Genomic DNA, 23278 nt, shown 5'->3' on the forward strand with positions numbered 1-23278 from the left:
GTCGCAGGCCGGCGTGGCCGACCTCACGAACGCCGAGATCCGCGCGCTCGCACCGAGTTACGGCCCGGACCTCGACGGCAGCCCCGACCCCGGCGAGCTCGTCTGGGCGGGGGTGCCGTACGCGGAGAACGACGGGAGGGGGAAGGATCGCCCGGTGCTCATCATCGCCCGCATCGATGCGCGCACCACCGCCGGCTGCGCCCTCAGCACGAAGCACCACCCCGGGTTCGTCTCCGTCGGCTCGGGCGGGTGGGACGCCGAGGGGCGCGAGAGCTTCCTGGCGACGGATCGCGTGCTGCGCGTGCCCGAGGACGCCATGCGCCGCGAGGGGCACGTGCTCCCGCGAGACCGGTTCGTCGACGCCCTCGCCGCGGTGATGCGCGCGCACGGCGTCCGCCGTCAGCCGTAGCCGGGGCGGCCCGCCGCATGGCGGAAGGCCGTTCGGGCGATCGGCGATCCCGCGCTCAGGCGACCGTGCAGAACGGGTGGCCGACGGGATCGAGGTACACGCGGAACGAGTCGTGGGTCTCGAGATGCCGCGCCCCCAGCGCGAGCACGTCGTCGTGCGCCGCAGCGAGGTCGGGGACGCGGATGTCGAGGTGCGCCTGCTGGTCGCCGTCGTCGCTCGGCCAGGTGGGCGCCGCGTAGCCCGGCGATTGCTGGAACGCCAGTTTCGCACCCTGCCCGTCGATCACGAGGTCGACCCACTCCTCGTCGTCCTCCTGGATCTCGCCGCCGAGCAGACCGCGGTAGAACTCGGCGAGCGCCCGCGGGTCCGGGCAATCGAGGACGTAGCTGTGCAGGGTGCCGATGCGTGCCATGTGCGGTTCCCATCTCGACGCTGATGCTTCGGGTTTTCTCCAGTGTGCAGCCCTGCGCCGCTCATCGCAACAGTGCGCCGGCGCGGCGGGCCTCGAGCGTGCACTGCCGTCTGGCCCCGTCGGGGGTGCGCTCGCTCACCCGTAGCACCTCGAGACCGGCGGCCTCCAGGCGCTCTGCGAGCATGCGCGGCGGCCAGCGGTAGGCGGTGACCACCGCGTGCGGGAACTCCTCCAGCGTCGCCCAGGAGAAGGCTGCGAGCAGCAGCCGACCGCCCGGAGCCAGCCAGCGCGCGAACTCGGCGAGCACGGGGTCGAGCTCGCGGGGCGGGGTGTGGATCACGGAGAACCATGAGAGGACGCCGCCGACCGACGCGGTCGGGATCCCGCTGCGCACGAGCTCGGCGACGCGGTACCGGGTGCGCGGGAAGCGTTGCTGCGCGATGGCGATGCTGGCGGGGGAGAGGTCGAAGCCGGAGATATCGAAACCGCGCCTGCGCAGATCGTCCGTCCAGTGGACGGGTCCGCAGCCGGCGTCCACGATCGCGCCGGAGCAGCGCCCCGCCCAGTCGCGGATCTCCGCGACGTCGGCTGGAGGCGCCGCTGCGACGGAGGCGAATCGATCGGCGTACTCCGCCGCTCGAGCGTCGTACGAAGTGCGAATCGCGTGCACCGGCATGCGTCCACCATAGGCGCTCATCGGCAGCGCCCGCTGCGGCCCGGCGGAGCGCGGGGACCTCGGGGCGAACGCATCGCGTTCGCGATCCTCGCGAGGTCACCCGTGCGCCGGTGGCGACAAAAAAAGACCCGGCCGAAGCCGGGTCCATCCGTGCGCGATACTGGGATCGAACCAGTGCGGGGATCTCGGGGCGAACGCCTCGCGTTCGCGATCCTCGCGAGGTCACCCCTGCGCCGGTGGCGACAAAAAAAGACCCGGCCGAAGCCGGGTCCATCCGTGCGCGATACTGGGATCGAACCAGTGACCTCTTCCGTGTCAGGGAAGCGCGCTACCGCTGCGCCAATCGCGCCTGTTCAGGCTATTCAGTTGTGAAGCGAGGTGGCGACGGGATTCGAACCCGTGTATACGGCTTTGCAGGCCGCTGCCTCGCCTCTCGGCCACGCCACCGTAGTTTTGTTACCATAAGTTACCGGGCTGACCCGGTACCAGAGCGGATGACGAGACTCGAACTCGCGACCCTCACCTTGGCAAGGTGATGCGCTACCAACTGCGCTACATCCGCATTCCGCCGCGTTGCCGCGACCTGAATAACTATAGGGAAGCCTCGGCGGGGGTGCAAATCGGGGCGTCACTCCCGGGCGCGCCGCCCGCTGCGGCCGCGTATCGATGCGGATCTTGTAACTTTTCCCCCTGGCGGGGACGGGCGCGGATACTGTTGTCCCATGGCTGAAGGGGCGGCGGCGGTCGCGAAGCGATGGATCGGCTTCACCGTGTTCCTCGCCGTGGTCGCCGTCGCTGTCGCCGCCGTAATGTTCCGGCAGGAGATCAGCGATCATCTCGCGGGAGTGAACTTCGAGATGACGCCTCGGGTGAGCGCGCTGACCGATGATCTCGACCTCACGGACGCGGGCCGGCGCATCTTCCTCGCGACGCACCCCACGGTCGACGGCAGCCAGCACTTCAATGATCAGTGCGCTGAGGTCGACCATTCGGAGCAGGGTCACGTGCTCGGCTGCTACACGGCGGATCGCATCCATCTCTTCGACGTCACGGACGAGCGGGTGAGCGGGGTCGTGCAGATCACCGCCGCGCACGAGCTGCTGCACGCCGCATTCCACCGCCTGGGGGAGGGCGATCGCTCGCTCCTCGGCTCGCGGCTGCGCGCCGTGTACGAGGATCTCGCGCCCTCGCACCCGGACCTCGAAGAGCGGATGAGCGTGTACCAGCATCTTCCGGAGACGGCGTTCGCCAATGAGCTCCACTCCGTGCTGGGCACCGAGGTGCGCGATCTCCCGCCCTGGCTGGAAGAGCACTACTCGCAGTGGTTCACCGACCGAGCAGCCGTCGTCGACGACTTCGAACGGTATGTCACCGTCTTCAACGACCTGCAGAGCCAGGTCGACGCACTGCAGGGCGAGATGGCCGAGCTGCGCGAAGACGTGGAGGAGCGGAAGTCGACGTACGTCGATGCGGTCGAGGCGTTCAACGCGGACGCCAACGCGTACAAGGCCCGCATCGACCGCGACGAGTACCGCGACGCCCCCGAGCGCCTGCAGCGCGACTCGGACAGCCTGCAGAAGCGGCGCGCGGCCATCGACGCGGAGCTCGCGGCGCTGCAGGCGGACATCGATCGGTACAACGAGCTGCGCACCGAGCTCGAAGCACTGGGCGAGTTGAGCGCAGAACTGGACGAGCATCTCGACAGCGATCTCGCGCCGATCACGACACGCCCGGACGAGTGATCGTCGATCGGCGGAAACCCGCCGCTGCTCGCTGGAGATGCGCGAGGTGGCCCGCGATCCGTGTATGATCGTTCAGGTTGGCACGGACGAGGAACTCTCGGGTTCGCGGACGCGCAGACGGGCGATTGGCGCAGTTGGTAGCGCGCTTCCTTCACACGGAAGAGGTCATCAGTTCGAGTCTGGTATCGCCCACGGAAAAGCCCTGCGACTCGAAGAGTCGCGGGGCTTCGTCGTTGCCGGGCGGGCGTCGCGCACTCGCGCTCCAGGGGCCGCGTCTCCGCGTCCCACCACTGCGATAGTCTGGCGCGCATGCACGATCCGGCCGCCATCGCACTCGCCGTCCTGCCGGGCCTTCTCGCCCTCGCCCACGCCGTGCTCGGGCTCTGCGCGATCCTCTCCCTCGCGAAGGTCGGGCCGCAGCTCAGCTGGCCGAAGATGATCGCCTGGATCTTCTTCATCGCGGCGGTTCCCCTCATCGGCTCGACGGTGTGGTTCGCAGCGGGGCGCCGCCGATTCGCCCGCGCCGCCGGCGACGCGCGCCCGGGCGCCGCGAAGCCGCACTCCGCGGGAACGCAGTAGGATCGTACGGTGGTCGGCACCCGCGCCGGCCGAGCGCGTGCGCACCCGCACCCGCCGTTTTCCGACCTCCACAGCGAAGGAGTTCACCCGTGGCCGATGGCTTCTCCCGTTTCACCGACCGTTCGATCGTCGCGATGCGCGTCAACGGAGAACTCCGCGACCTCGCAGCTGAGATCACGGATGCGGACACGGTGGAGCCGGTCGCGATCGACTCGGAGGACGGGCTCGGCATTCTGCGGCACTCCGCCGCCCACGTACTCGCCCAGGCCGTGCAGCGCATCAACCCCGAGGCCCGCCTCGGCATCGGCCCGCCCATCACCGACGGGTTCTACTACGACTTCGATCCGGCCGAGCCCTTCACCCCCGAAGACCTCAAGGCCATCTCCGCGGAGATGCAGAAGATCGTGAAGCAGGGCCAGCGCTTCGTGCGCCGCGTGGTGACCGAGGACGAGGCGCGCGCTGAGCTCGCGGACGAGCCCTACAAGCTCGAGCTCATCGGACTCAAGGGCGGGTCGGCTGGAGACGAGAACGGCGAGAGCGTCGAGGTCGGCGGCTCCGAGCTCACGATCTACGACAACATCGATCCGAAGACCGGCGAGCTCTGCTGGAAGGATCTCTGCCGCGGCCCGCACGTGCCGAGCACGCGCATGCTCGGCAACGGCTGGGCGCTGATGCGCTCGGCTGGCGCGTACTGGCGCGGCAGCGAGAAGAACCCGATGCTGCAGCGCATCTACGGCACCGCCTGGCCGTCGAAGGATGAGCTGCGGGCGTACCAGACGCGCCTCGAGGAGGCCGCGAAGCGCGACCACCGCAAGCTGGGCGTCGAACTCGACCTCTTCAGCTTCCCCGACGAGATCGGATCGGGTCTCGCGGTGTTCCACCCGAAGGGCGGCATCATCCGCCACGAGATCGAGAACTTCATGCGCTCGGAGCTGCTGAAGAACGGCTACGAGGTCGTCAACAGCCCGCACATCACGAAGGGCACGCTGTTCGAGACGAGCCAGCACCTGAACTGGTACAAGGACGGCATGTTCCCGGCCATGCACCTCGACGAGCAGACCGACGGCGACGGCAACGTGGTGAAGCCCGGCCAGGATTACTACCTGAAGCCCATGAACTGCCCCTTCCACAACCTCATCTTCCGCGCGCGGGCCCGCAGCTACCGCGAGCTGCCGCTGCGACTCGCCGAGTTCGGCACCGTCTACCGCTACGAGAAGAGCGGCACCCTCTCCGGTCTGACCCGCGTTCGCGGCCTCACGCAGGACGACGCGCACATCTACGTCACCGACGAGCAGGTGAAGGACGAGATCAAGCGGCAGCTCGAGTTCGTCTTCGCGACGCTGCGCGCGTACGGGCTCGACGACTTCTACCTGGAGCTCTCGACGCGGGATCCCGAGAAGTCAGTGGGCTCCGACGAGCAGTGGGAGATCGCGACCGAGACGCTCCGCGAGGTCGGCGAGGAATCGGGCCTCGAACTCGTCGCGGACCCCGGCGGCGCCGCGTTCTACGGGCCCAAGATCTCGGTGCAGGCCCGCGACGCGATCGGGCGCACCTGGCAGCTCTCCACCGTGCAGCTCGACTTCAACCAGCCGGAGCTCTTCGAGCTCGAGTACGCGGCCGCCGACGGCACGCGCAAGCAGCCGATCATGATCCACCGTGCGCTCCTCGGTTCGGTGGAGCGCTTCTTCGCGATCCTGCTCGAGCACTACGCCGGTGCGTTCCCGGTGTGGCTCTCGCCGATGCAGGTGGTGGGCATCCCGGTCGCCGACCAGTACGGCGAGTACCTCGACGGCGTGATCGCCCGGCTGCGGGAGCACGGCGTTCGCGCCGAGGTCGACCACAGCGACGACCGCATGCCCAAGAAGATCCGCACGCACACCAAGGCGAAGATCCCCTTCCAGCTGATCGCCGGCGAAGAGGACCGAGCCGCGGGCGCGGTGAGCTTCCGCTTCCGCGACGGCACGCAGCTGAACGGCGTTCCCGTGGATGAGGCGGTCGAGCGGATCACCGCGGCGATCCGCTCGCACGAACAGGTCGACACGGCATGGGCGGAGTAGCCGAGGGCGACGGCTCCGCCTCGTCCGCGAGCGCCGGATCCGGCGTCTCGCCGGCCGACGAGCGAGCGGAGTCGCTCGACGAGAGCGGCGCCGTGGGAGTCGCGGACGACCTGCGGCGCCTCTGGGTGCCGCATCGCATGGTCTACGTCTCGGATCATCAGCAGCCCGCGCAGCACGACTGCCCGTTCTGCGCCGCACCCGAGCGGTCGGACTCGGACGCGCTGATCGTCGCCCGCGGCGAGCACGCCTATGTGCTGCTGAACCTGTTCCCGTACAACAGCGGCCACCTGCTCGTGTGCCCCTACCGGCACATCTCCACCTATGACGAGGCCTCGGCAGCCGAGACCGCTGAGATCGCGGCGCTCACGCAGACGGCCATGCGCGTGGCGCGCGCGACGCTCGCCTGCGACGGGTTCAACATCGGTATGAACCAGGGCGAGATCGCGGGGGCGGGCATCGCGGCGCACCTGCACCAGCACGTCGTGCCCCGCTGGGCCTCGGACGCGAACTTCTTCCCGATCATCGCGAAGACGAAGGCGATGCCGCAGCTGCTCGGCGAGGTGCGGGATCTCTTCGCCGACGCCTGGCCGCGCCCGTGAGCGCCCGCCCCGGCCCATAGACTGAATCCAGACCACTCACACCACCTACCGATCGAAGAGGAGCCCCCGTGTCCGGACACTCCAAGTGGGCGACGACCAAGCACAAGAAGGCGATCATCGATTCGCGCCGTGCGAAGGCGTTCGCCAAGTACATCAAGAACATCGAGGTCGCCGCCCGCATCGGCGGAGCCGACCTCTCGGGCAATCCGACGCTCGTCGACGCCGTGCAGAAGGCGAAGAAGAACTCGGTGCCCGGCGACAACATCGATCGCGCGATCAAGCGCGGTGCGGGCCTCGATGGCGATGCGGTCGAGTACATGACGATCGTGTACGAAGGCTACGGCCCGAACGGCGTCGCGCTCATGATCGAGTGCCTGACGGACAATAAGAACCGTGCAGCGGCCGAGGTGCGCACCGCGCTCAGTCGCAACGGGGGCACGCTCGCCGACCCGGGGAGCGTCGCCTACAACTTCGGACGCAAGGGCGTCATCGTGGTGCCCGCGGAGGGCACGACGGAGGACGACGTGCTCACCGCCGTGCTCGAGGCGGGTGCGGAAGAGGTCAACGCGGCTCCCAACGGCGAGACGTTCGACGTCATCACCGACGCGTCGCAGCTCGTCGCCGCGCGCACCGCCCTCGTCGACTCCGGCATCGACTACGACTCGGCCGATGTCGAGTTCGTGCCGAACCTGAAGGTGGAGGTGGACGCCGACACCGCCCGCAAGGTGTTCCGGCTGATCGACGCGCTCGAGGACAGCGACGACGTGCAGAACGTCTTCTCGAATGTGGATCTGACGCCTGAGGTGCAGGCCGAGCTCGCCGACGACGAGTGAGTGGCCGGTCGCGGTGACGCGGATCATCGGGATCGACCCTGCGCTCCGGCGCTCCGAGCAACGCCCCGCGTTGCTCGCCGCGTGCGCCTCGGCCGCCCCCGGCCGAGGCCCCGGGCGGTGGTCGCGGTGACGCGGATCATCGGGATCGACCCCGCGCCCCGGCGCTCCGAGCAACGCCCCGCGTTGCGCGCCGCGTGCGCCTCGGCCGCCCCCGGCCGAGGCCCCGGGCGGTGGTCGCGGTGACGCGCATCATCGGGATCGACCCCGGCCTCACCCGCTGCGGCATCGGCGTGGTGACCGCCGGGGCGGGTCGGCGGGTGACGTTCGAGCACGTCGAGGTGCTGGGATCGCCGGCGACGGCGGAGCTTCCCGCCCGCCTGCATCAGCTGGGTTCGGCGATCGAGCGCCTGCTCGACGGCGAGCAGCCGGCGGCGATCGCGCTCGAGCGCGTGTTCGCGCAGCAGAACCTCCCGAGCGTGATGGGCGTCGCCCAGATCAGCGGGGTCGTCATGTTCCTCGCCGAGCGGCGGGGGATCCCGGTCGCGCTCTACACGCCCAACGAGGTGAAGGCGCAGGTGACGGGGTACGGCAGCGCCGACAAGACGCAGGTGACCACGATGGTGACCCGCCTGCTGCGGCTCGGCGCGCCTCCGAAGCCGGCGGACGCCGCGGACGCCCTCGCGCTCGCCATCACCCACGCGTGGCACCTGTCGCGCGGCGGATCCGCGGACCGCTCCACCCGCGGCCGGGCTCCCACCGGCGAGACGCCGGCGCAGCGGGCGTGGCGCGAGGCCGAGGCGCGCGCTGGTCGACGCCGCAGCGGCCCGCGCGCCTGATGGCGGGCGGATCGGCGCCCGATGTTCAGCGCCCATTGCGGGGCGGCTCGGGATCGGCGCCGCAATCCGGCGCGTCGGGGCCGCGATGCGGCCCGTCCCCGTCCCCGTCCTCGGCACCGGGAATCGTCGTCGGGAGCGTGATCGCGCCCGTGTGCAGCGCCTCCTCGATGGCCTGCTCCACCTGACGCTGGCGCCGCAGTCGGATGCGGCTGAGGGCGCGCTGCTCGGGCAGGCTCCAGCCGAAGCGCACCGCGAGGAGCCGCACCAGGGCGGTGACGACGACGCAGACGATGCTCGCGGGGATCACGGCCATGCCGAGCGCGAGCAGTCCGAGCAGCACGGTCACGCCGACCAGGCTCGCCACCGCGTACAGCGAGCCGACGTGCATCAGCGCGATCGGGATGTTGAGCATGAGGTCGCGGAGCACGCCGCCGCCCACGGCCGAGACGGTGCCGATGAAGAGGGCGGGTACGACCGGCATGCCGAAGGCGAGCGCCTTCGTCGCGCCGATGGCGCCGAACATGCCGATGCTGATGGCGTCGAGCACGGTGATCACCGGGTCGACCTTCTCGAGGAGCCGCTGCAGCAGCATGCCGATGAACGCGGCGCCGGTCGCGACCACCAGGTACCAGTTGTCCGCGAAGGCGGCGGGCGTGGTGCCGAGGAAGACGTCGCGGAGGAAGCCGCCGCCGACGCCCGAGAAGATGCCGATGATCGCGACGCCGAGCAGGTCGAGTCGTTTGAAGCCTGCCGCGAAGAGCGCTCCCTGCAGGCTGCCGACGCCGACCGCGGCGAGGTCGGCGTAGAGCGGGATGCGGAAGGTCTCGTCGAGCACGGGTCCATTGTCGCGCACCTGTCGGCATCGACCCGAGCCCGGCCGGGGGCGTTGCGCCGCGGGCGGAATCCTGGCAGGGCGGCCGCCCGGGTGGAGGATACTGGAGTGGTGCCCCTGTACCGCGAACAAGGCGTCGTGCTCCGCACCCACAAGCTGGGGGAGGCCGACCGCATCGTCACGATGCTCGCTCGCGAGCGCGGGCTGCTGCGGGCGGTCGCGAAGGGGGTGCGCCGCACGTCGTCGAAGTTCGGCGCACGGCTCGAGCCGTTCATGGTGGCCGACGTGCAGTGCTTCGAGGGCCGGTCGCTCGACACGATCACCCAGGCGGAGACGCTCGGCGCGTACGGGCCGTCGATCAGCGCCGACTACGACCGGTATCGGGCGGGCAGCGTGATCGTGGAGACGGCGGAGCGCCTCGCCGAAGGGGATCCCTCGCGCCGGTTGTACGAGCTGCTCGTCGGAGCGCTCCGCACGCTCGCGGCGGCGCGCATCCCACCGGATCTCGTCAGGGACGGCTACCTGCTGCGCGCGCTCTCCATCGCGGGCTGGACGCCCGGGTTCGTCGACTGCGTGCGGTGCGGTGCACCGGGGCCGCACACCGCGGTCGTGGTGCAGCTCGGGGGAGTGGTGTGCGAGGACTGCCGCACACCCGGATCGCCGCGCCTCGATCCGGGCAGCATCGGACTGCTCGGATCGCTGCTCTCGGGAGACTGGGAGGCGGCGCTCGCCGCGTCGGATCGCGAGCGCGGGCAGGCGGCCGGGATCGCCGCCGCGTACACGCAGTGGCACCTGGAGCGCGGACTGCGGTCGTTCAGCGCGCCGCGCCGCTGACCCCGGCTGCAGCCGGGGCGTCGGCGCCGGCTCTACACTGGCAGGCATGCATCGCGCCCCGTCCTCGCTCGTGCCGGTCGACTGGACCGGCGAGCAGCCTCCGGTGTTCGCCGGCCCGCCACCGCAGCACGTCGCGATCGTGATGGACGGCAATGGGCGCTGGGCGAACCGGCGGGGGCTGCCGCGCGTGGAGGGGCACCGCATGGGCGAGCAGGCGCTGCTCGATGTCGTGGCGGGCGCGATCCAGGCCGGCGTCTCGCACCTGAGCGTGTACGCCTTCTCGACCGAGAACTGGCGCCGATCGCCCGACGAGGTGCGGTTCCTCATGGGGTTCAATCGCGACGTGCTGCGCCGCCGCCGCGCGCAGCTCGACGCGTGGAACGTGCGGATGCGCTGGGCGGGCCGGCGGCCGAAGCTCTGGGGGTCGGTGATCACCGAGCTGCAGGCGTCCGAGCGCGCGACCCGGGACAACACGGGGCTCACGCTCACCATGTGCGTGAACTACGGCGGCCGCAACGAGATCACCGACGCGGTGCGCGCCATCGCGTCCGAGGTGCGCACGGGCCGCCTCTCGCCGAACGGCATCACGGAGCGCACGATCGAGCGCCACCTGTACGTTCCCGAGCTGCCGAACGTCGACCTCTTCCTGCGCAGCTCCGGCGAGCAGCGCACGAGCAACTTCATGCTCTGGCAGTCGGCCTACGCGGAGATGGTCTTCCTCGACACGCTGTGGCCCGACTTCGGCCGGCAGCAGCTGTGGGAGGCGATCAGCATCTATCACGATCGGGATCGGCGCTTCGGCGGTGCGGTCGACACGCCCACGCGATCCTGATCTGCGAGAATGGACGCGATATGACTTCCCAGACTCTCGACGACACCCGCCTGCGCATCGGGCCGCTCGCGCTCGACGTGCCGGTCGTGCTCGCCCCCATGGCCGGCATCACGAACACCGCGTTCCGGCGTCTCTGCCGCGAGTACGGCGCAGGGCTCTACGTGAGCGAGATGATCACGAGTCGCGCCCTCGTCGAGCGCACCCCGGCATCGCTGCGCCTCATCAAGCACCACGAGAGCGAGACCCCGCGCTCGATCCAGCTCTACGGCGTCGATCCGAAGACCGTGTCCGAGGCCGTGCGGTTCCTGGTGGATCAAGATCTCGCCGATCACATCGACTTGAACTTCGGCTGCCCCGTGCCGAAGGTCACCCGAAAGGGCGGCGGCTCGGCGCTGCCGTGGAAGAGCGACCTCTTCCGCGCGATCGTCGAGGGCGCGGTGCGCGCGGCCGGCGACATTCCGCTGACGGTGAAGATGCGCAAGGGCATCGATGAGGATCACCTGACGTACCTCGACGCGGCGCGTGCCGCGGAGGGCGCCGGGGTGGCGGCGATCGCGCTGCACGGTCGCACGGCGAACCAGTTCTACTCGGGGCATGCCGACTGGAGCTCGATCGCGACGCTCAAGGAGACGGTCACCAGTGTGCCGGTGCTGGGCAACGGCGACATCTGGTCCGCGGAGGACGCGATCCGCATGGTGCACGAGACGGGCTGCGACGGCGTCGTCGTCGGGCGCGGCTGCCTGGGCCGACCGTGGCTCTTCGGCGATCTCGCCGCCGCGTTCCGCGCGGAGGCCGGCGAGATCTCGGCGGAGGAGGCCGCTGCGGCGATCGCGAAGCCCGCGCTCGGCTTCGTCATGGAGGCGATGCGGCGTCACACCGAGCTGCTGGTCGAGTTCTACGACGACGACGAGGCGCACGCCTGCCGCGACATCAGAAAGCACGTGGCCTGGTACTTCAAGGGCTACGGCGTCGGCGGCGACACGCGTCGCGCGCTGGCGGCGGTCGAGTCGATCGAGCAGATGGACGAGATCTTCGCGACGATGGATGCGTCGCTGCCGTACCCGGGCGAGGGCGCCGAGGGGCAGCGCGGCCGCGCGGGCAGCCCGAAGCGCGTGGTGCTCCCGGATCGGTGGCTCGAGAGCCGCACGAGCGAGAGCATCGACTACGCCGATCTGGCGCAGGCCGAGCGAGACGACTCGGGTGGCTGAGTCCGGGCTCCCCGTCGGGTACGGACCGGAGGACGCCGAGCGCTTTGTCACCGAGTCGCACTCCGGATCGCGGAGCGACTTCGCGCGCGATCGCGCGCGCGTGCTGCACTCGAGCGGCTGGCGACGGCTCGCCGCGAAGACCCAGGTGCTGAGCCCCACGGCGGGCATCGACTTCGCGCGCAATCGTCTGACGCACTCTCTCGAGGTGGCGCAGATCGGCCGCGAGCTCGCGGTCTCGCTGCGGCTCGCGCAGGATGTGGTGGATACGGCGTGCTTGGCGCACGACCTCGGGCACCCGCCGTTCGGGCACAACGGGGAGAAGGCGCTCAACGAGTGGGCGGCTGATGCCGGCGGCTTCGAGGGGAACGCCCAGACCCTGCGGGTGCTCGCCCGGCTCGAGCCCAAGCGCTTCACCCCTGACGGCGCGAGCGTCGGCCTGAACCTTACGCGCGCCACGCTCGACGCCAGCTGCAAGTACCCGTGGAGCCTGTCGGAGGCCGAGCCGGGCAGCATGAAGTTCGGCTACTTCGCCGACGACGCGCCCGTGTTCGCCTGGTTGCGGGCGGGGGCGCCAGAGCGCCGGAAGTGCGCGGAGGCGCAGGTGATGGATCTCTCCGACGACATCGCGTACTCGGTGCACGACTTCGAGGACGCGGTGGTCAGCGGCTTCATCGACCCCGAGATCCTGACGTCGCGCTCGGGGCACGACTCCCTCATCCGCGCGGTGTCGGAGTGGGCGGGGGGCTCGTTCTCGAGCGACGAACTCGGCGCCGCGTACGATCGCATCTCCGAGTCGGAGACCTGGATGACGCGCTGGGACGAGAGCCGCGCGCACCAGGCGCAGCTCAAGAACTTCACGAGCGAGATGATCGGCCGCTTCGCACGCGCGTCGATCGGCGCGACGCTGGAGGCCGCGGATGGCGCGCCGCTGGCTCGGTACGGGGCGTCGATCATCGTGCCGCGCGGTATTCGCGCCGAGATCGCCGTGCTGAAGGGGATCGTGGCCGCGTTCGTCATGGCGAGCGGCCGGCGGCAGCCCACCTACCGGAGGCAGCGCGAGCTGCTCGCCGAACTGCTCGAAGCGCTCTGGGATTCGGGCGAGCGCGAGCTCGAGCCGGCGTTCGCCGCCGACTTCCGGGCAGCGGGCAGCGACGCCGACCGTCGTCGGGCCGTCGTCGATCAGGTTGCCTCGCTCACCGATCAGTCGGCGATCGCGTGGCACAAGCGGCTCTGCGATGTGCCGCTGGTGTAGGCGAAACGCGTCGCGTTTCGCGCCAGCGGCAGCGACGCCACCGCGTCGCCTGGTGTAGGCGAAACGCGTCGCGTTTCGCGCCAGCGGCAGCGACGCCGCCGCGTCGCCTGGTGTAGGCGAAACGCGTCGCGTTTCGCGCCGGCGGCAACGACGCCACCGCGTCGCTCGGCCGGCGCGGGTCGGTAGACTGTGCAGCTATGGCAGGTCGAATTCGTGCGAGCGACATCGAGGAGGTGAAGCGTCGCACGAGCCTCGCCGATCTCGTGGGCGATTACGTCACGCTCAAGAACGCGGGAATCGACTCGATGAAGGGCTTGTGCCCGTTCCACGACGAGCGGAGCCCGAGCTTCCACGTGCGGCCGGCGCTCGGCTACTACCACTGCTTCGGGTGCGGGGAGTCGGGTGACGCGTTCACCTTCCTGCAGCGCATGGATCATCTCACCTTCGCGGAGTCGGTGGAGCGCCTCGCAGCGCGGATCCATTACGCACTCACCTATGAGGAGGGCGGCTTCTCGCGGGAGGAGGGGCCGAACCGGGCGCGCCTGCTCGCGGCGAACACCGCGGCGGCCGAGTTCTTCGTCGCGCAGCTCGCAGGAGCGGAGGCGGCGCCCGCCCGCGAGTTCCTCACGCAGCGCGGCTTCGATGAGGCCGCCTGCGAGCGCTTCGGCGTCGGCTACGCTCCGCGCGGCTGGGACGGGATGACGGGCCACCTGCGCGGCCTGGGGTATACGCCGCAGGAGCTGGTGCAGTCCGGGCTCGCGTCCGAGGGACAGCGGGGCGCTTACGATCGCTTCCGCGGTCGCATCGTCTGGCCCATCCGCGACACGAGCGGGCAGACGCTCGGGTTCGGCGCGCGCAAGCTCTACGACGACGACAACGGCCCGAAGTACCTGAACACTCCGGAGACCCCGGTCTACCACAAGTCGCAGGTGCTCTACGGCCTCGATCTCGCGAAGCGCGCGATCTCGCGCGGCAAGCGCGCCGTGGTGGTCGAGGGGTACACCGATGTGATGGCCTGCCATCTGGCGGGGGTGGAAGCGGCGGTCGCGACGTGCGGCACCGCGTTCGGCAAGGATCACATCGCCGTGCTGCGGCGCGTGATGGGCGACGACTCGGCGGCGGAGGTCGTCTTCACGTTCGATCCCGACGAGGCCGGGCAGAAGGCGGCGCTGCGGGCGTTCAGCGAGGAGAAGCGCTTCACCGCGCAGACGTACGTCGCAATCGCGCCCGAGGGGTTCGACCCCTCCGACCTCCGGCAGCATCGCGGCGATGAGGCGGTGCGCGAGCTCTTCACGCGCAAGGTGCCGCTATTCGAGTTCGCGCTGCGGCAGGCGATCGCCCGATTCGACCTCAACAGCGTGGAGGGCCGGGTCGCGGCGCTGCGCGAGGCGGCGCCGATCATCGCCGAGATCAAGGACCCCTCGCTGCGTCCGGGGTACACGCGCGAGTTGGCGCGCATGCTCGGGTCGGAGCTCGCGGAGGTGCAGCAGGCGGTGCGGGCGGCTGAACGCGCTCCCCGCGGCGAGCAGCGCGGAGCGGGCGGGGCAGCGGGTCGGCCGACCGAGCCGATGCGCGCCCCCGAGGACGGCCGGGGGCGGCAGGGGCATCCGGGCGATCCGGGGCCGGCGCGACGCATCGGCTTGGCGACGCTGCGCAACACGCCGACGACGTGGTTGGAGCGCGACGCACTCATGGCGATGCTGCAGCAGGGAGCGGCGGTCGGCGCGGAGTTGCTGGAGCAGGCCGTCACGGCGCAGGTCATGGATCCCGACCTTCGCGTCGTGCGCGATGCGATCGGCGCGGCGCTGCCGGCGCTCGGCCAGCCGACCTGGTGGGACGCGGTGCTGGGGGCGGCGCCGGAGACGCACCACGGCCTCATCCGCGAACTCGGGATGGCCCCCATGCCGCAGCGCAACCCCGATCACCTCGCCGCATACGCGCGCGATGTGGTGGTCTCGCTGCTGGATCGCGATCTCGTCGAGCTCAAGCGCGAGCTGCTCGCGCGGCATCAGCGCATCGGCGATTCCGCAGACCCCCGAGCGCGTCAGATCCAGCAGCAGCTGGTCGCGCTCGAGTCGGCCCGACGCAGTCTGCGCGCCGAATGAACGGCGTGCCGGGCGCGCTCCGGCGACGGGGTCGCCGATGCCCTAGGCTGCTTCTCAGTCGGAGCGCCCCACGATCCACCGAGGAGTTTTCAGGATGCCCCACCCCGTAGTCGACGCCGATCCCATGATCCGCGTCTCCGATCTCTCGCTCTCGTATCCGGCGCACGCCGGCGGGCGGGAGTTCGAAGCGGTGGAGGGGCTCTCCTTCGAGGTGGCCCGTGGCGACGTGTTCGCGCTGCTGGGCGAGAGCGGTTCGGGCAAGTCGACTCTGGCGAAGTTCCTCGCCGGGCGCGGCCCGGACGCGACGGAGAAGTCGAGCCGGATCCGTCTCACCGGAGGCGAGGCGACGGTGATGGATGTGCCGATGCGACGCCTGTGGCGGCGCAGTCGCGCCCGGCTGACCGCGTACGTCGGGCACCTCGCGCAGGACGCCGGGGCGACGCTCACCCCCGAGCTCAATGTCGGCGACATCCTGTTCGAGCCGATCGTGGAGCGGAGCAAGCACTTCGATCGCGACGAGCTCGGCGAGCGCATCGCCGAGATGATGGACATCGTCGCCCTGCCGCTCGCGAAGCTGCAGGAGTATCCGTACGAGCTGTCGAAGGGACAGCGCCAGCGGGTCGCGGTGATGCGCTCGTTGATGCTCGATCCCCGGCTGCTCATCGCCGATGAGCCCACGCTGGGCGTCGACGCGAACAATCGGCCGAAGATCGTCGAGCTGCTGCGCTGGTACCGGGAGCGCAGCGGCGCGACGATGCTGCTCATCAGCCACGACATCGGCATGCTCGAGGCGCTCGTCGAGGAGGTGCTCGTCATGCAGCAGGGTCGGCTCGTCGGACGGGGCGATATCAACGAGATCTTCCGCAACGCGGACCACGGCTATGTGCAGCGCTTGGCGCAGGCGCTGCGGGCCACTGCGTACGATGAGATCGCGGAGGAATAGTCCCGTGCATGTGGAGAATCACCGGAATCGCGCCGATTTGCACACGCCCTTCGGAGCTTGCTAACCTAAGTGCGTTGCAATCGCAATGATCCCCTGTAGCTCAGTTGGCAGAGCGCTTGACTGTTAATCAGGATGTCGCTGGTTCGAGCCCAGCCGGGGGAGCGACTGAAGCCCTTACCCTTGCGGTAGGGGCTTTTTCGTTTTCCCCGCACACGATCGCAGGAGGCGCCATGACGACGAATGAGGCACCGCACTTCCCGGGAGCGCGCGTGATCGCAGTGCCGCCCTACGGCGACCCGCAGATCGATCCGAGCGCATGGCTCGCACCGGGCGCGGTCGTGGCGGGCGATGTGCGCATCGGGGCGCAGTCGAGCGTCTGGTACAACGCGGTGCTGCGCGGCGACTCCGACGCCGTGCGGGTGGGGGAGCGCACCAACATTCAGGACGGTGCGGTCGTGCACACCCAGCGAGACGATGCGGCGGTGATCGGGGACGACGTCTCGGTGGGCCATCTCGCGATGATCCATGGCGCGACCATCGAGGACGGCTGCCTGATCGGCATGCACGCCACCGTGCTCACCGGCGCGATCGTGGGGGCGGGGAGCCTGGTCGCCGCGGGAGCCGTGGTTCCGCAGGGAATGGTCGTGCCCCCGCATTCGCTCGTCGTCGGCGTACCGGGGCGTGTGGTCCGGGAACTGCGCGACGAGGATCGGGAGGCCGTGCGCATGAACTCGGCGCGCTACCTCGACACCACCGCGCACCACCGCGACGCGACACGCGACGAATGATCGCCGGTTCGTCCCGCTGCGACTGATGCAGTATGATCGGTCAGGTGCTTCGGCACCGCGCGCTGCACGCAGCTCGGGGATGTAGCTCAATGGTAGAGCCTCAGTCTTCCAAACTGATTACGCGGGTTCGATTCCCGTCATCCCCTCCGCACACAGGCCCCGCTTCGGCGGGGCCTGTTTCTGTGTTCGCCTCCGCACCGGCCCCGACATCTCCGTCACGCGCCTCCCTCGAGTCTGCAGCACAGCGGTGCGCACATCGGCTAGACTTGCTCGGGTTGTGCGCGTGCTCGCGCCACCGTGACGGAACTCCCGGTCTTCCGGGGCGTAGCTCAGCTTGGCTAGAGCGCCCGCTTTGGGAGCGGGAGGTCGCAGGTTCGAATCCTGTCGCCCCGACCAGGGTCCGCCGGCCCGAAACCGGCATCCGAACGACATCCAGATGATGAGAGGCCAAATTGCCGAAGACGACAGCTGAGAAGCTCACTCCGACCCGCGCCAAGCTGAGCGTGGAAGTCACGCTCGACGAGCTGGAGCCCTACCTCAAGCGGGCGTACCAGACCATCTCCGAGCAGGTGTCGGTGCCCGGCTTCCGCAAGGGCAAGGTTCCGGCGCCGATCATCGATCAGCGCGTCGGCCGCGAGGCCGTCATCCAGGAAGCGGTCAACAGCTCGCTCGACGACTTCTACCAGGCGGCTCTCGCCGAGGCCGACGAGCGCCCGATGGGCCGGCCCACCGCCGACGTCGAGCAGTGGCCCGAGGCGAAGGATCCGAAGAGCACGCTCGTGCTCGCGTTCGAGGTCGAGGTGCGCCCCGACTTCACGCTGCCGAAGTACGCGGGGCTCAAGCTGACCGTCGACAACGTCGACGTCGACGACGACGCCGTCGAGGCGGAGCTGACGAAGCTGCGCGAGCGCTTCGGCACCCTCGTGACCGTCGACCGACCCGCGAAGACCGGCGACTTCGTCGAGCTCGACCTGACCGCGACCATCGACGGGACCGAGGTCGATCAGGCGAGCGGCGTCTCGTACGAGGTCGGCGCGGGCAACCTGCTCGCGGGCACCGATGAGGCGGTCGAGACCCTCACCGCTGGCGAGACGACGACCTTCACGTCGCAGCTGCTCGGCGGCGAGCACGAGGGCCGGGACGCCGAGGTCGAGCTGACGCTCACCGCGGTCAAGGAGCGCGAGCTGCCCGAGGCGGATGACGAGTTCGCCCAGCTCGCCAGCGAGTTCGACACCATCGCCGAGCTCCGTGAGAGCCTCAAGGATCAGGCGGCGAAGGCCGCGGTCTTCGCTCAGGGCCAGCAGGCGCGCGATCTCTTCACCGCCACGCTCATCGAGCAGGCCGGCATCCCCGTCTCGGAGGAGCTCGTGGAGGAGGAGGTGCACCGTCACCTGGAGAGCGAGGGCCGTCTCGAGGACGACGAGCACCGCGCAGAGGTGCGCAAGTCGTCGGAGGAGCAGATCCAGCTGCAGCTGCTGCTCGACGCGATCGTCGAGGCCGAGGGCGTCACTCCCACGCAGAACGAGCTCTCGCAGTACATCTTCCAGTCGGCGCAGCAGTACGGCATGGAGCCCACTCAGTTCCTCCAGGCGATCAGCCAGGGCAACCAGATGGGCATCATCCTCGGCGAGGTCACGCGCAACAAGGCGCTCGCGGTCGCGCTCTCGCAGGCCGAGGTCGTCGATCAGGACGGGAACGCCGTCGATCTCAGCGAGTTCACCGCCGTCGACTCCGATGAGGATGCCGAGACCGAGGGCGCCGACGAGGCCGCGGGCGAGGACGCGGCGTCTGCGCAGCCCGCCGAGGCCGAGGCACCCGCCGCGAAGAAGGCTGCGGCGAAGAAGTCGTCCGCGAAGCAGACCGAGGCGTCGAGCGACTCGGCCGCAGCCGACGATGCGGACGCCAAGAAGGCCGCGCGCTCGGCAGCGGCGAAGAAGGCTGCCGCGACGCGCGCCGCGAAGAAGGCCGCCGCTGAAGCAGAGGAGGCGGGCAAGTAAGTCCGCTCCTCCCTCTCAGATCCCCCGTCTCGGTTTCGAGGCGGGGGATCTGCGTTTTCGGCGCCCATGCGCCCACGGCGAACACGGCTCCCGACCCGGCGACGACTCGGTACGCTCGAACCAAGCAACAACGAATGGAGCGCCGCATGGCTGAACAGACGCCACCGAACAGCGTGTTCGAACGACTGCTGAAGGACCGTATCATCTGGCTCGGTTCCGAGGTCCGTGACGATAACGCGAATGAGATCTGCGCCAAGATCCTGCTGCTCGCCGCAGAGGATCCCGAGGCCGACATCTACCTGTACATCAACTCGCCCGGCGGTTCGATCACCGCGGGCATGGCGATCTACGACACGATGTCGTTCGTGCCCAACGACATCGTCACGGTGGGCATCGGCATGGCCGCCTCGATGGGTCAGTTCCTCCTCACGGCCGGCACCAAGGGCAAGCGCTACATCACCCCGAACGCGCGCGTGCTGCTCCACCAGCCGCACGGCGGCTTCGGCGGCACGGCGAGCGACATCCAGACCCAGGCGCAGCTGATCACATCGATGAAGAACCGCCTCGCCGAGATCACCGCGGCGCAGACGGGGAAGACGGTGGAGCAGATCAACGAAGACGGCGACCGCGACCGCTGGTTCACCGCAGATGAGGCGCTCGAGTACGGCTTCATCGACTTCATCCGCGATTCGGCCGCCGATGTCGTCGGCGGCGGCGGCACCAGCAACTAATCCCACGAACAGGAAGCAACTGATTCGATGAATACTCCTCTCATGCCTCAGGCCGGCGGGTCGGGCCTCCAGATGCCCGACGCCCGTTACGTGCTGCCCTCGTTCGAGGAGCGCACCGCATACGGCTACAAGCGACAGGACCCCTACGCGAAGCTCTTCGAGGATCGCATCATCTTCCTCGGCGTGCAGGTCGACGACGCCTCGGCTGACGACGTCATGGCGCAGCTGCTCGTGCTCGAGAGCCAGGACCCCGAGCGCGACATCACGATGTACATCAACTCGCCCGGTGGCTCGTTCACGGCGATGACGGCGATCTACGACACGATGCAGTACATCCGCCCGCACGTGCAGACGGTGTGCCTCGGTCAGGCGGCATCCGCCGCCGCCGTGCTGCTCGCGGGCGGTACGCCGGGCAAGCGTCTCGCCCTGCCGAACGCCCGCGTGCTGATCCACCAGCCGTCGAGCGGCCAGGGCGGCCACGGGCAGGCCTCGGACATCGAGATCCAGGCGCGCGAGATCCTCCGCATGCGCGAGTGGCTCGAGGAGACGCTGTCGAAGCATTCGAAGCGCAGCATCGAGGAGGTGAATCGCGACATCGATCGCGATAAGATTCTCAGCGCGCAAGAGGCCTTCGAGTACGGCCTCGTCGACCAGGTGCTGACGAGTCGCAAGAATCCTCAGCCGGTCATCGCGAAGTAGTCGCGAGGGGCCTCGGGGGCGACCCCGGGGCCCCGGCGCGCCGTCCATCGATGTCGGAGGCTCCCGCTAGTCTCGAAGACACGGATCAGACCGAGTTAGGTGAAGGAGCTCCGCATGGCGAAGATCGGCGAAAGCAGCGAGCTGCTCAAGTGCTCCTTCTGCGGGAAGTCGCAGAAGCAGGTGCAGCAGCTCATCGCCGGCCCGCAGATCTACATCTGCGACGAGTGCGTGGCGCTGTGCAACGAGATCATCGAGGAGCGCCTCGCGGAGCATCAGACGGGCGAGTCGTCCGACTTCACGCTGCATAAGCCGCGCGAGATCGCCGACTTCCTGGACCAGTACGTCATCGGGCAGGATCGCGCGAAGCAGTCGCTCGCGGTCGCGGTCTACAACCATTACAAGCGCGTGCGCGCGCTTTCATCGCTCGCGAGCGCGGAGGTGGCCTCGGAGCAGGTCGAGATCGCGAAGTCGAACATCCTGCTCATCGGCCCCACCGGGTGCGGCAAGACGTATCTGGCGCAGTCATTGGCACGACAGCTGGGCGTGCCGTTCGCGGTCGCGGACGCCACGGCCCTGACGGAGGCGGGGTACGTCGGTGAAGACGTCGAGAACATTCTGCTGAAGCTGCTGCAGGCCGCCGACTTCGATGTTCCGCGCGCCGAGACGGGCATCATCTACATCGACGAGATCGACAAGATCTCCCGCAAAGCGGAGAACCCGTCGATCACACGCGACGTCTCGGGCGAGGGCGTGCAGCAGGCACTCCTCAAGATCCTCGAGGGCACCGTCGCATCGATCCCGCCGCAGGGCGGGCGCAAGCATCCGAATCAGGAGTTCATTCAGCTGGACACCACGAATGTGCTCTTCATCGTCGCCGGCGCGTTCGCGGGCCTGGAGGAGATCGTCGGTTCGCGGCTGGGCAAGGGGGGCATCGGATTCGGAGCGCCCGTCTCGAGCAAGCGGAATGACGACCAGCTCTTCGCGCAGGTGCAACCCGAAGACCTGCACAAGTTCGGTCTGATCCCCGAGTTCATCGGTCGACTGCCGATCGTGGCGACGGTCGATCCGCTCGACGTGGAGGCGCTCACCCGCATCCTCACCGAGCCGAAGAACGCACTGGTGAAGCAGTACCAGCGCATGTTCGAGCTCGACGGAGTGAGCCTCGAGTTCGAGGATTCGGCGTTGGAGGCGATCGCCGAGCTCGCCGTGGAGCGCAAGACCGGGGCGCGCGGTCTCCGCGCGATCCTCGAGGGGATCCTCGGCCCGGTGATGTTCGAAGTGCCCTCCGACGGGGACATCACGAAGGTGATCGTCACTCGCGAGTCCGTCCAGGGCGACGCCGCCCCGCGCGTGCTCCAGGCTCGCGGCAGCCGGGAGAGCGCGTAGCGCGTTATTCGGAGTGCGCTCCGAGCGCCGAGTCGCGCGGGCCATCGCGGTCGGGCTGAAATGCCTGGCCCGATATCGTGCGCACGTGCCACCGGTGCGACTCGTCGCGCTCCACCTCCGACACGGAGATGTTCAGCGGACGCGGCACATCATCCGACGGCAGCTCCGTGATCTCAGCGAGCACGTGCCGGATGAACGAGCCGTGCGTCACGGCGATCGCACGGCCGTTCGCGTACCGATCCGCGATTCGATCGAGTGCGTGCACGCCGCGCCGTGCCACCGCCCCGTGCCCCTCCATGCTCGGATACTGCCGCGACGGCCACTTCTCGACGGCCGCTCCGTGCGAGAGCCCCTCCGCCGCGCCGAACGAACGCTCCACCAATCCGTCGCACACCTCGACCGCGAGGCCCAGCCCCTGTGCGAGAATCTCCGCGGTCTCGAGCGCGCGCTCCAGCGGACTCGTGACGACCGCGGTCCAGGGCTCCTGCCGAGCCAGCTCCTCGGCGAGCCCCCGCGCCTGCGCTCGCCCCGCCGCATTCAGCGGAACGTCGGTGCGCCCCTGCATGCGGCCCGAGAGGTTCCAGTCGGTCTGGCCGTGCCGGATCAGTGCGATGCGCGTGGTCATCCGCCCACGGCGGTGATGTCGTAACTCACCAGCATCGATCCGTCGTCCTGCGGAATCTGCAGCGCGAAGACGCTGAGCGCGCCGTTCGTCAACGTCGCCGACACGTCGCCGGCGTCGCCCTCGACGCGGTCGGCCTCTGCGAATCCACTGCCGCTCACCACCGACTGCCAGAGGGCATCGGCTTCGGACTGATCCTCCGCGGCGAGCACGAGATACCACGAACCGGGGGAGCGCTCTCCGGCGTCGTCGATCCGCGCGCCTGCAGGCACGACGAAACCGTCGCTCGGGAACGACTCGGGCAGCGAGGTCGACTTCGCTCCCTCCTGGGGGTCGCCCTGCTGCGGCCAGCCGCCGTCGGAATCGCCCGACGCCTTCTGCTCGCCGGAGTCCGCTCCCGAGTCCGCGCCCCCGCCCGCCGCTGCATCGGCATCGGCCGAGGCCGAGGCGCCGGTTCCGCCGTCGGGAGTCGTCGGCTCGGGCGCGCAGCCGCCCAGCCCGAGCAGGAGCACCGTCGCGACGACCGCACTCGCGCCGAGGCGCACCGCGGCCTTGGAATCACGCACAGCCATCAGAGCCCTCACTTCAGCCAATCGTCATCATCATCGTCGGGGTCCGCAGCCCCATCCGCAGCACCGCCCGCGGCACGATCGTGCGGCGCGTGAAGCGCGGATGCGGCGCCGTCGCCCTCGCGCAGCGGTCCGGTGCGGACCCGGCCCACCACGTCGAGCGTGACGAACGCGACGTCGTCGAGTTCGCACACCGGCCGGCCCTCGAGCCAGGTGAGGGTCCACGCCTCCGCCGACGGGTGCTGCGCCTCCTGCTCCGCGATCGTGCCGTGCAGCGCATCCGGAACGCCGCGGTGCGGGGCGTCGCCCGCCCGCCAGCGCGCTCCGAGCTGCACGA

The 23278-nt window shown here is 69.6% G+C and carries 24 protein-coding genes and 7 tRNA genes; 22 read left to right on the forward strand and 9 right to left on the reverse strand.

Translation table 11 applies throughout. The features are described 5' to 3' along the window. A partial coding sequence (locus NS354_RS07475) for a type II toxin-antitoxin system PemK/MazF family toxin (protein ID WP_058593944.1) occupies window positions 1-409 on the forward strand: 409 nt, incomplete at its 5' end. A 55-nt stretch (window positions 410-464) separates the two neighbouring features. Here the strand turns inward: NS354_RS07475 and NS354_RS07480 are convergent. From NS354_RS07480 to NS354_RS07500, 5 genes are all read right to left on the reverse strand, one after another. Continuing rightward, the gene (locus NS354_RS07480; protein ID WP_058593945.1) at window positions 465-821 is read right to left on the reverse strand and encodes a VOC family protein; all 357 of its coding nucleotides are present in this window, start codon (window positions 819-821) and stop codon (window positions 465-467) included. Window positions 822-882: 61 nt separating this feature from the next. Further along, window positions 883-1497, reverse strand: a complete 615-nt coding sequence (locus tag NS354_RS07485) for a class I SAM-dependent DNA methyltransferase (RefSeq protein ID WP_058593946.1) — start codon at window positions 1495-1497, stop codon at window positions 883-885. A gap of 277 nt (window positions 1498-1774) precedes the next feature. After that, a tRNA-Val gene (locus NS354_RS07490) sits at window positions 1775-1846 on the reverse strand. Between the two features lie 27 nt (window positions 1847-1873). Beyond that, window positions 1874-1944 (reverse strand) — tRNA-Cys (locus tag NS354_RS07495). A 42-nt stretch (window positions 1945-1986) separates the two neighbouring features. Further along, a tRNA-Gly gene (locus NS354_RS07500) sits at window positions 1987-2059 on the reverse strand. Between the two features lie 160 nt (window positions 2060-2219). Here NS354_RS07500 and NS354_RS07505 point away from each other — a divergent pair. From NS354_RS07505 to ruvC, 7 genes are all read left to right on the forward strand, one after another. Continuing rightward, entirely contained in the window at window positions 2220-3239 is a 1020-nt protein-coding gene (locus tag NS354_RS07505) for a hypothetical protein (RefSeq protein WP_058593947.1), read from the forward strand. Between the two features lie 119 nt (window positions 3240-3358). Then, window positions 3359-3431: transfer RNA gene (locus tag NS354_RS07510), tRNA-Val, on the forward strand. A 117-nt stretch (window positions 3432-3548) separates the two neighbouring features. Then, window positions 3549-3818: a hypothetical protein gene (locus NS354_RS07515; protein ID WP_058593948.1), complete on the forward strand. Its 270-nt coding sequence runs from the start codon at window positions 3549-3551 to the stop codon at window positions 3816-3818. Between the two features lie 89 nt (window positions 3819-3907). Continuing rightward, window positions 3908-5875: a threonine--tRNA ligase gene (gene thrS, locus NS354_RS07520; RefSeq protein ID WP_058593949.1), complete on the forward strand. Its 1968-nt coding sequence runs from the start codon at window positions 3908-3910 to the stop codon at window positions 5873-5875. Continuing rightward, complete coding sequence (locus NS354_RS07525; protein WP_058593950.1) at window positions 5863-6474, forward strand: HIT family protein; 612 nt, start codon at window positions 5863-5865, stop codon at window positions 6472-6474. Before thrS ends, NS354_RS07525 begins: the two co-directional genes overlap by 13 nt. A 68-nt stretch (window positions 6475-6542) precedes the next feature. Continuing rightward, entirely contained in the window at window positions 6543-7307 is a 765-nt protein-coding gene (locus NS354_RS07530) for a YebC/PmpR family DNA-binding transcriptional regulator (RefSeq protein ID WP_058593951.1), read from the forward strand. 239 nt (window positions 7308-7546) lie between these two features. Further along, window positions 7547-8143 carry a crossover junction endodeoxyribonuclease RuvC gene (gene ruvC, locus NS354_RS07535; RefSeq protein ID WP_058593987.1) on the forward strand — a complete coding sequence of 199 codons (597 nt, stop codon included), beginning with the start codon at window positions 7547-7549 and terminating at the stop codon, window positions 8141-8143. A gap of 25 nt (window positions 8144-8168) precedes the next feature. On the opposite strand, the gene NS354_RS07540 is transcribed toward ruvC, so the two are convergent. Next, window positions 8169-8978 (reverse strand): trimeric intracellular cation channel family protein, encoded by an 810-nt coding sequence (locus NS354_RS07540; protein WP_058593988.1) that lies wholly within the window; start codon window positions 8976-8978, stop codon window positions 8169-8171. Window positions 8979-9086: 108 nt separating this feature from the next. Between NS354_RS07540 and recO the strand changes: the two genes are divergently transcribed. The 14 genes from recO (at window position 9087) to clpX (ending at window position 21750) form a co-directional block, all read left to right on the forward strand. Further along, window positions 9087-9809 (forward strand): DNA repair protein RecO, encoded by a 723-nt coding sequence (gene recO, locus NS354_RS07545; protein ID WP_058593989.1) that lies wholly within the window; start codon window positions 9087-9089, stop codon window positions 9807-9809. 46 nt (window positions 9810-9855) lie between these two features. Beyond that, window positions 9856-10641 (forward strand): isoprenyl transferase, encoded by a 786-nt coding sequence (locus NS354_RS07550; protein ID WP_058593952.1) that lies wholly within the window; start codon window positions 9856-9858, stop codon window positions 10639-10641. Window positions 10642-10661: 20 nt separating this feature from the next. Further along, a complete protein-coding gene (dusB, locus tag NS354_RS07555) occupies window positions 10662-11849 on the forward strand; it encodes a tRNA dihydrouridine synthase DusB (protein ID WP_058593953.1) in 1188 nt (395 codons plus the stop codon). Then, a complete protein-coding gene (locus NS354_RS07560; protein WP_082677969.1) occupies window positions 11842-13101 on the forward strand; it encodes a deoxyguanosinetriphosphate triphosphohydrolase in 1260 nt (419 codons plus the stop codon). The genes dusB and NS354_RS07560 overlap by 8 nt, the downstream gene beginning before the upstream one ends. A 197-nt stretch (window positions 13102-13298) precedes the next feature. Continuing rightward, window positions 13299-15206, forward strand: coding sequence for a DNA primase (dnaG, locus tag NS354_RS07565; protein WP_058593954.1), 1908 nt, complete (start codon window positions 13299-13301; stop codon window positions 15204-15206). A 94-nt stretch (window positions 15207-15300) separates the two neighbouring features. Next, window positions 15301-16149, forward strand: a complete 849-nt coding sequence (locus NS354_RS07570; protein WP_010157176.1) for an ABC transporter ATP-binding protein — start codon at window positions 15301-15303, stop codon at window positions 16147-16149. An 89-nt stretch (window positions 16150-16238) separates the two neighbouring features. Then, a tRNA-Asn gene (locus NS354_RS07575) sits at window positions 16239-16311 on the forward strand. A 68-nt stretch (window positions 16312-16379) separates the two neighbouring features. Continuing rightward, a complete protein-coding gene (locus NS354_RS07580; RefSeq protein WP_058593955.1) occupies window positions 16380-16937 on the forward strand; it encodes a gamma carbonic anhydrase family protein in 558 nt (185 codons plus the stop codon). Window positions 16938-17012: 75 nt separating this feature from the next. After that, window positions 17013-17083: transfer RNA gene (locus NS354_RS07585), tRNA-Gly, on the forward strand. Window positions 17084-17255: 172 nt separating this feature from the next. Beyond that, window positions 17256-17333: transfer RNA gene (locus tag NS354_RS07590), tRNA-Pro, on the forward strand. 56 nt (window positions 17334-17389) lie between these two features. Then, window positions 17390-18934, forward strand: coding sequence for a trigger factor (tig, locus tag NS354_RS07595; RefSeq protein WP_058593956.1), 1545 nt, complete (start codon window positions 17390-17392; stop codon window positions 18932-18934). A 47-nt stretch (window positions 18935-18981) separates the two neighbouring features. Beyond that, window positions 18982-19665, forward strand: a complete 684-nt coding sequence (locus tag NS354_RS07600) for an ATP-dependent Clp protease proteolytic subunit (protein ID WP_275934818.1) — start codon at window positions 18982-18984, stop codon at window positions 19663-19665. Window positions 19666-19692: 27 nt separating this feature from the next. Continuing rightward, complete coding sequence (locus NS354_RS07605; protein WP_058593957.1) at window positions 19693-20364, forward strand: ATP-dependent Clp protease proteolytic subunit; 672 nt, start codon at window positions 19693-19695, stop codon at window positions 20362-20364. Between the two features lie 114 nt (window positions 20365-20478). Then, the gene (gene clpX / locus NS354_RS07610; RefSeq protein WP_058593958.1) at window positions 20479-21750 is read left to right on the forward strand and encodes an ATP-dependent Clp protease ATP-binding subunit ClpX; all 1272 of its coding nucleotides are present in this window, start codon (window positions 20479-20481) and stop codon (window positions 21748-21750) included. Between the two features lie 4 nt (window positions 21751-21754). Here clpX and NS354_RS07615 read toward each other — a convergent pair whose 3' ends face one another. Genes NS354_RS07615 through NS354_RS07625 form a run of 3 tightly spaced genes read right to left on the reverse strand, consistent with a single transcriptional unit; the run spans window position 21755 to window position 23276 of the window. Then, window positions 21755-22375, reverse strand: a complete 621-nt coding sequence (locus NS354_RS07615; protein WP_058593959.1) for a histidine phosphatase family protein — start codon at window positions 22373-22375, stop codon at window positions 21755-21757. Beyond that, complete coding sequence (locus NS354_RS07620) at window positions 22372-22944, reverse strand: hypothetical protein (protein WP_058593960.1); 573 nt, start codon at window positions 22942-22944, stop codon at window positions 22372-22374. Before NS354_RS07620 ends, NS354_RS07615 begins: the two co-directional genes overlap by 4 nt. Before the next feature lie 8 nt (window positions 22945-22952). Next, a complete protein-coding gene (locus NS354_RS07625) occupies window positions 22953-23276 on the reverse strand; it encodes a hypothetical protein (RefSeq protein WP_058593961.1) in 324 nt (107 codons plus the stop codon). Window positions 23277-23278 lie beyond the last annotated feature (2 nt).

The sequence above is a fragment of the Leucobacter chromiiresistens genome, assembly GCF_001477055.1.
Lineage (GTDB): Bacteria > Actinomycetota > Actinomycetes > Actinomycetales > Microbacteriaceae > Leucobacter > Leucobacter chromiiresistens_A.

Bases quoted from the DNA above. Each gene is read 5' to 3' on its own strand.
- NS354_RS07480 (WP_058593945.1), bottom strand. From the start codon at position 821: ATGGCACGCATCGGCACCCTGCACAGCTACGTCCTCGATTGCCCGGAC.
- NS354_RS07485 (WP_058593946.1), bottom strand. From the start codon at position 1,497: ATGCCGGTGCACGCGATTCGCACTTCGTACGACGCTCGAGCGGCGGAG.
- NS354_RS07505 (WP_058593947.1), top strand. From the start codon at position 2,220: ATGGCTGAAGGGGCGGCGGCGGTCGCGAAGCGATGGATCGGCTTCACC.
- NS354_RS07515 (WP_058593948.1), top strand. From the start codon at position 3,549: ATGCACGATCCGGCCGCCATCGCACTCGCCGTCCTGCCGGGCCTTCTC.
- NS354_RS07525 (WP_058593950.1), top strand. From the start codon at position 5,863: ATGGGCGGAGTAGCCGAGGGCGACGGCTCCGCCTCGTCCGCGAGCGCC.
- NS354_RS07550 (WP_058593952.1), top strand. From the start codon at position 9,856: ATGCATCGCGCCCCGTCCTCGCTCGTGCCGGTCGACTGGACCGGCGAG.
- dusB (WP_058593953.1), top strand. From the start codon at position 10,662: ATGACTTCCCAGACTCTCGACGACACCCGCCTGCGCATCGGGCCGCTC.
- dnaG (WP_058593954.1), top strand. From the start codon at position 13,299: ATGGCAGGTCGAATTCGTGCGAGCGACATCGAGGAGGTGAAGCGTCGC.
- NS354_RS07570 (WP_010157176.1), top strand. From the start codon at position 15,301: ATGCCCCACCCCGTAGTCGACGCCGATCCCATGATCCGCGTCTCCGAT.
- NS354_RS07580 (WP_058593955.1), top strand. From the start codon at position 16,380: ATGACGACGAATGAGGCACCGCACTTCCCGGGAGCGCGCGTGATCGCA.
- NS354_RS07605 (WP_058593957.1), top strand. From the start codon at position 19,693: ATGAATACTCCTCTCATGCCTCAGGCCGGCGGGTCGGGCCTCCAGATG.
- clpX (WP_058593958.1), top strand. From the start codon at position 20,479: ATGGCGAAGATCGGCGAAAGCAGCGAGCTGCTCAAGTGCTCCTTCTGC.
- NS354_RS07615 (WP_058593959.1), bottom strand. From the start codon at position 22,375: ATGACCACGCGCATCGCACTGATCCGGCACGGCCAGACCGACTGGAAC.
- NS354_RS07620 (WP_058593960.1), bottom strand. From the start codon at position 22,944: ATGGCTGTGCGTGATTCCAAGGCCGCGGTGCGCCTCGGCGCGAGTGCG.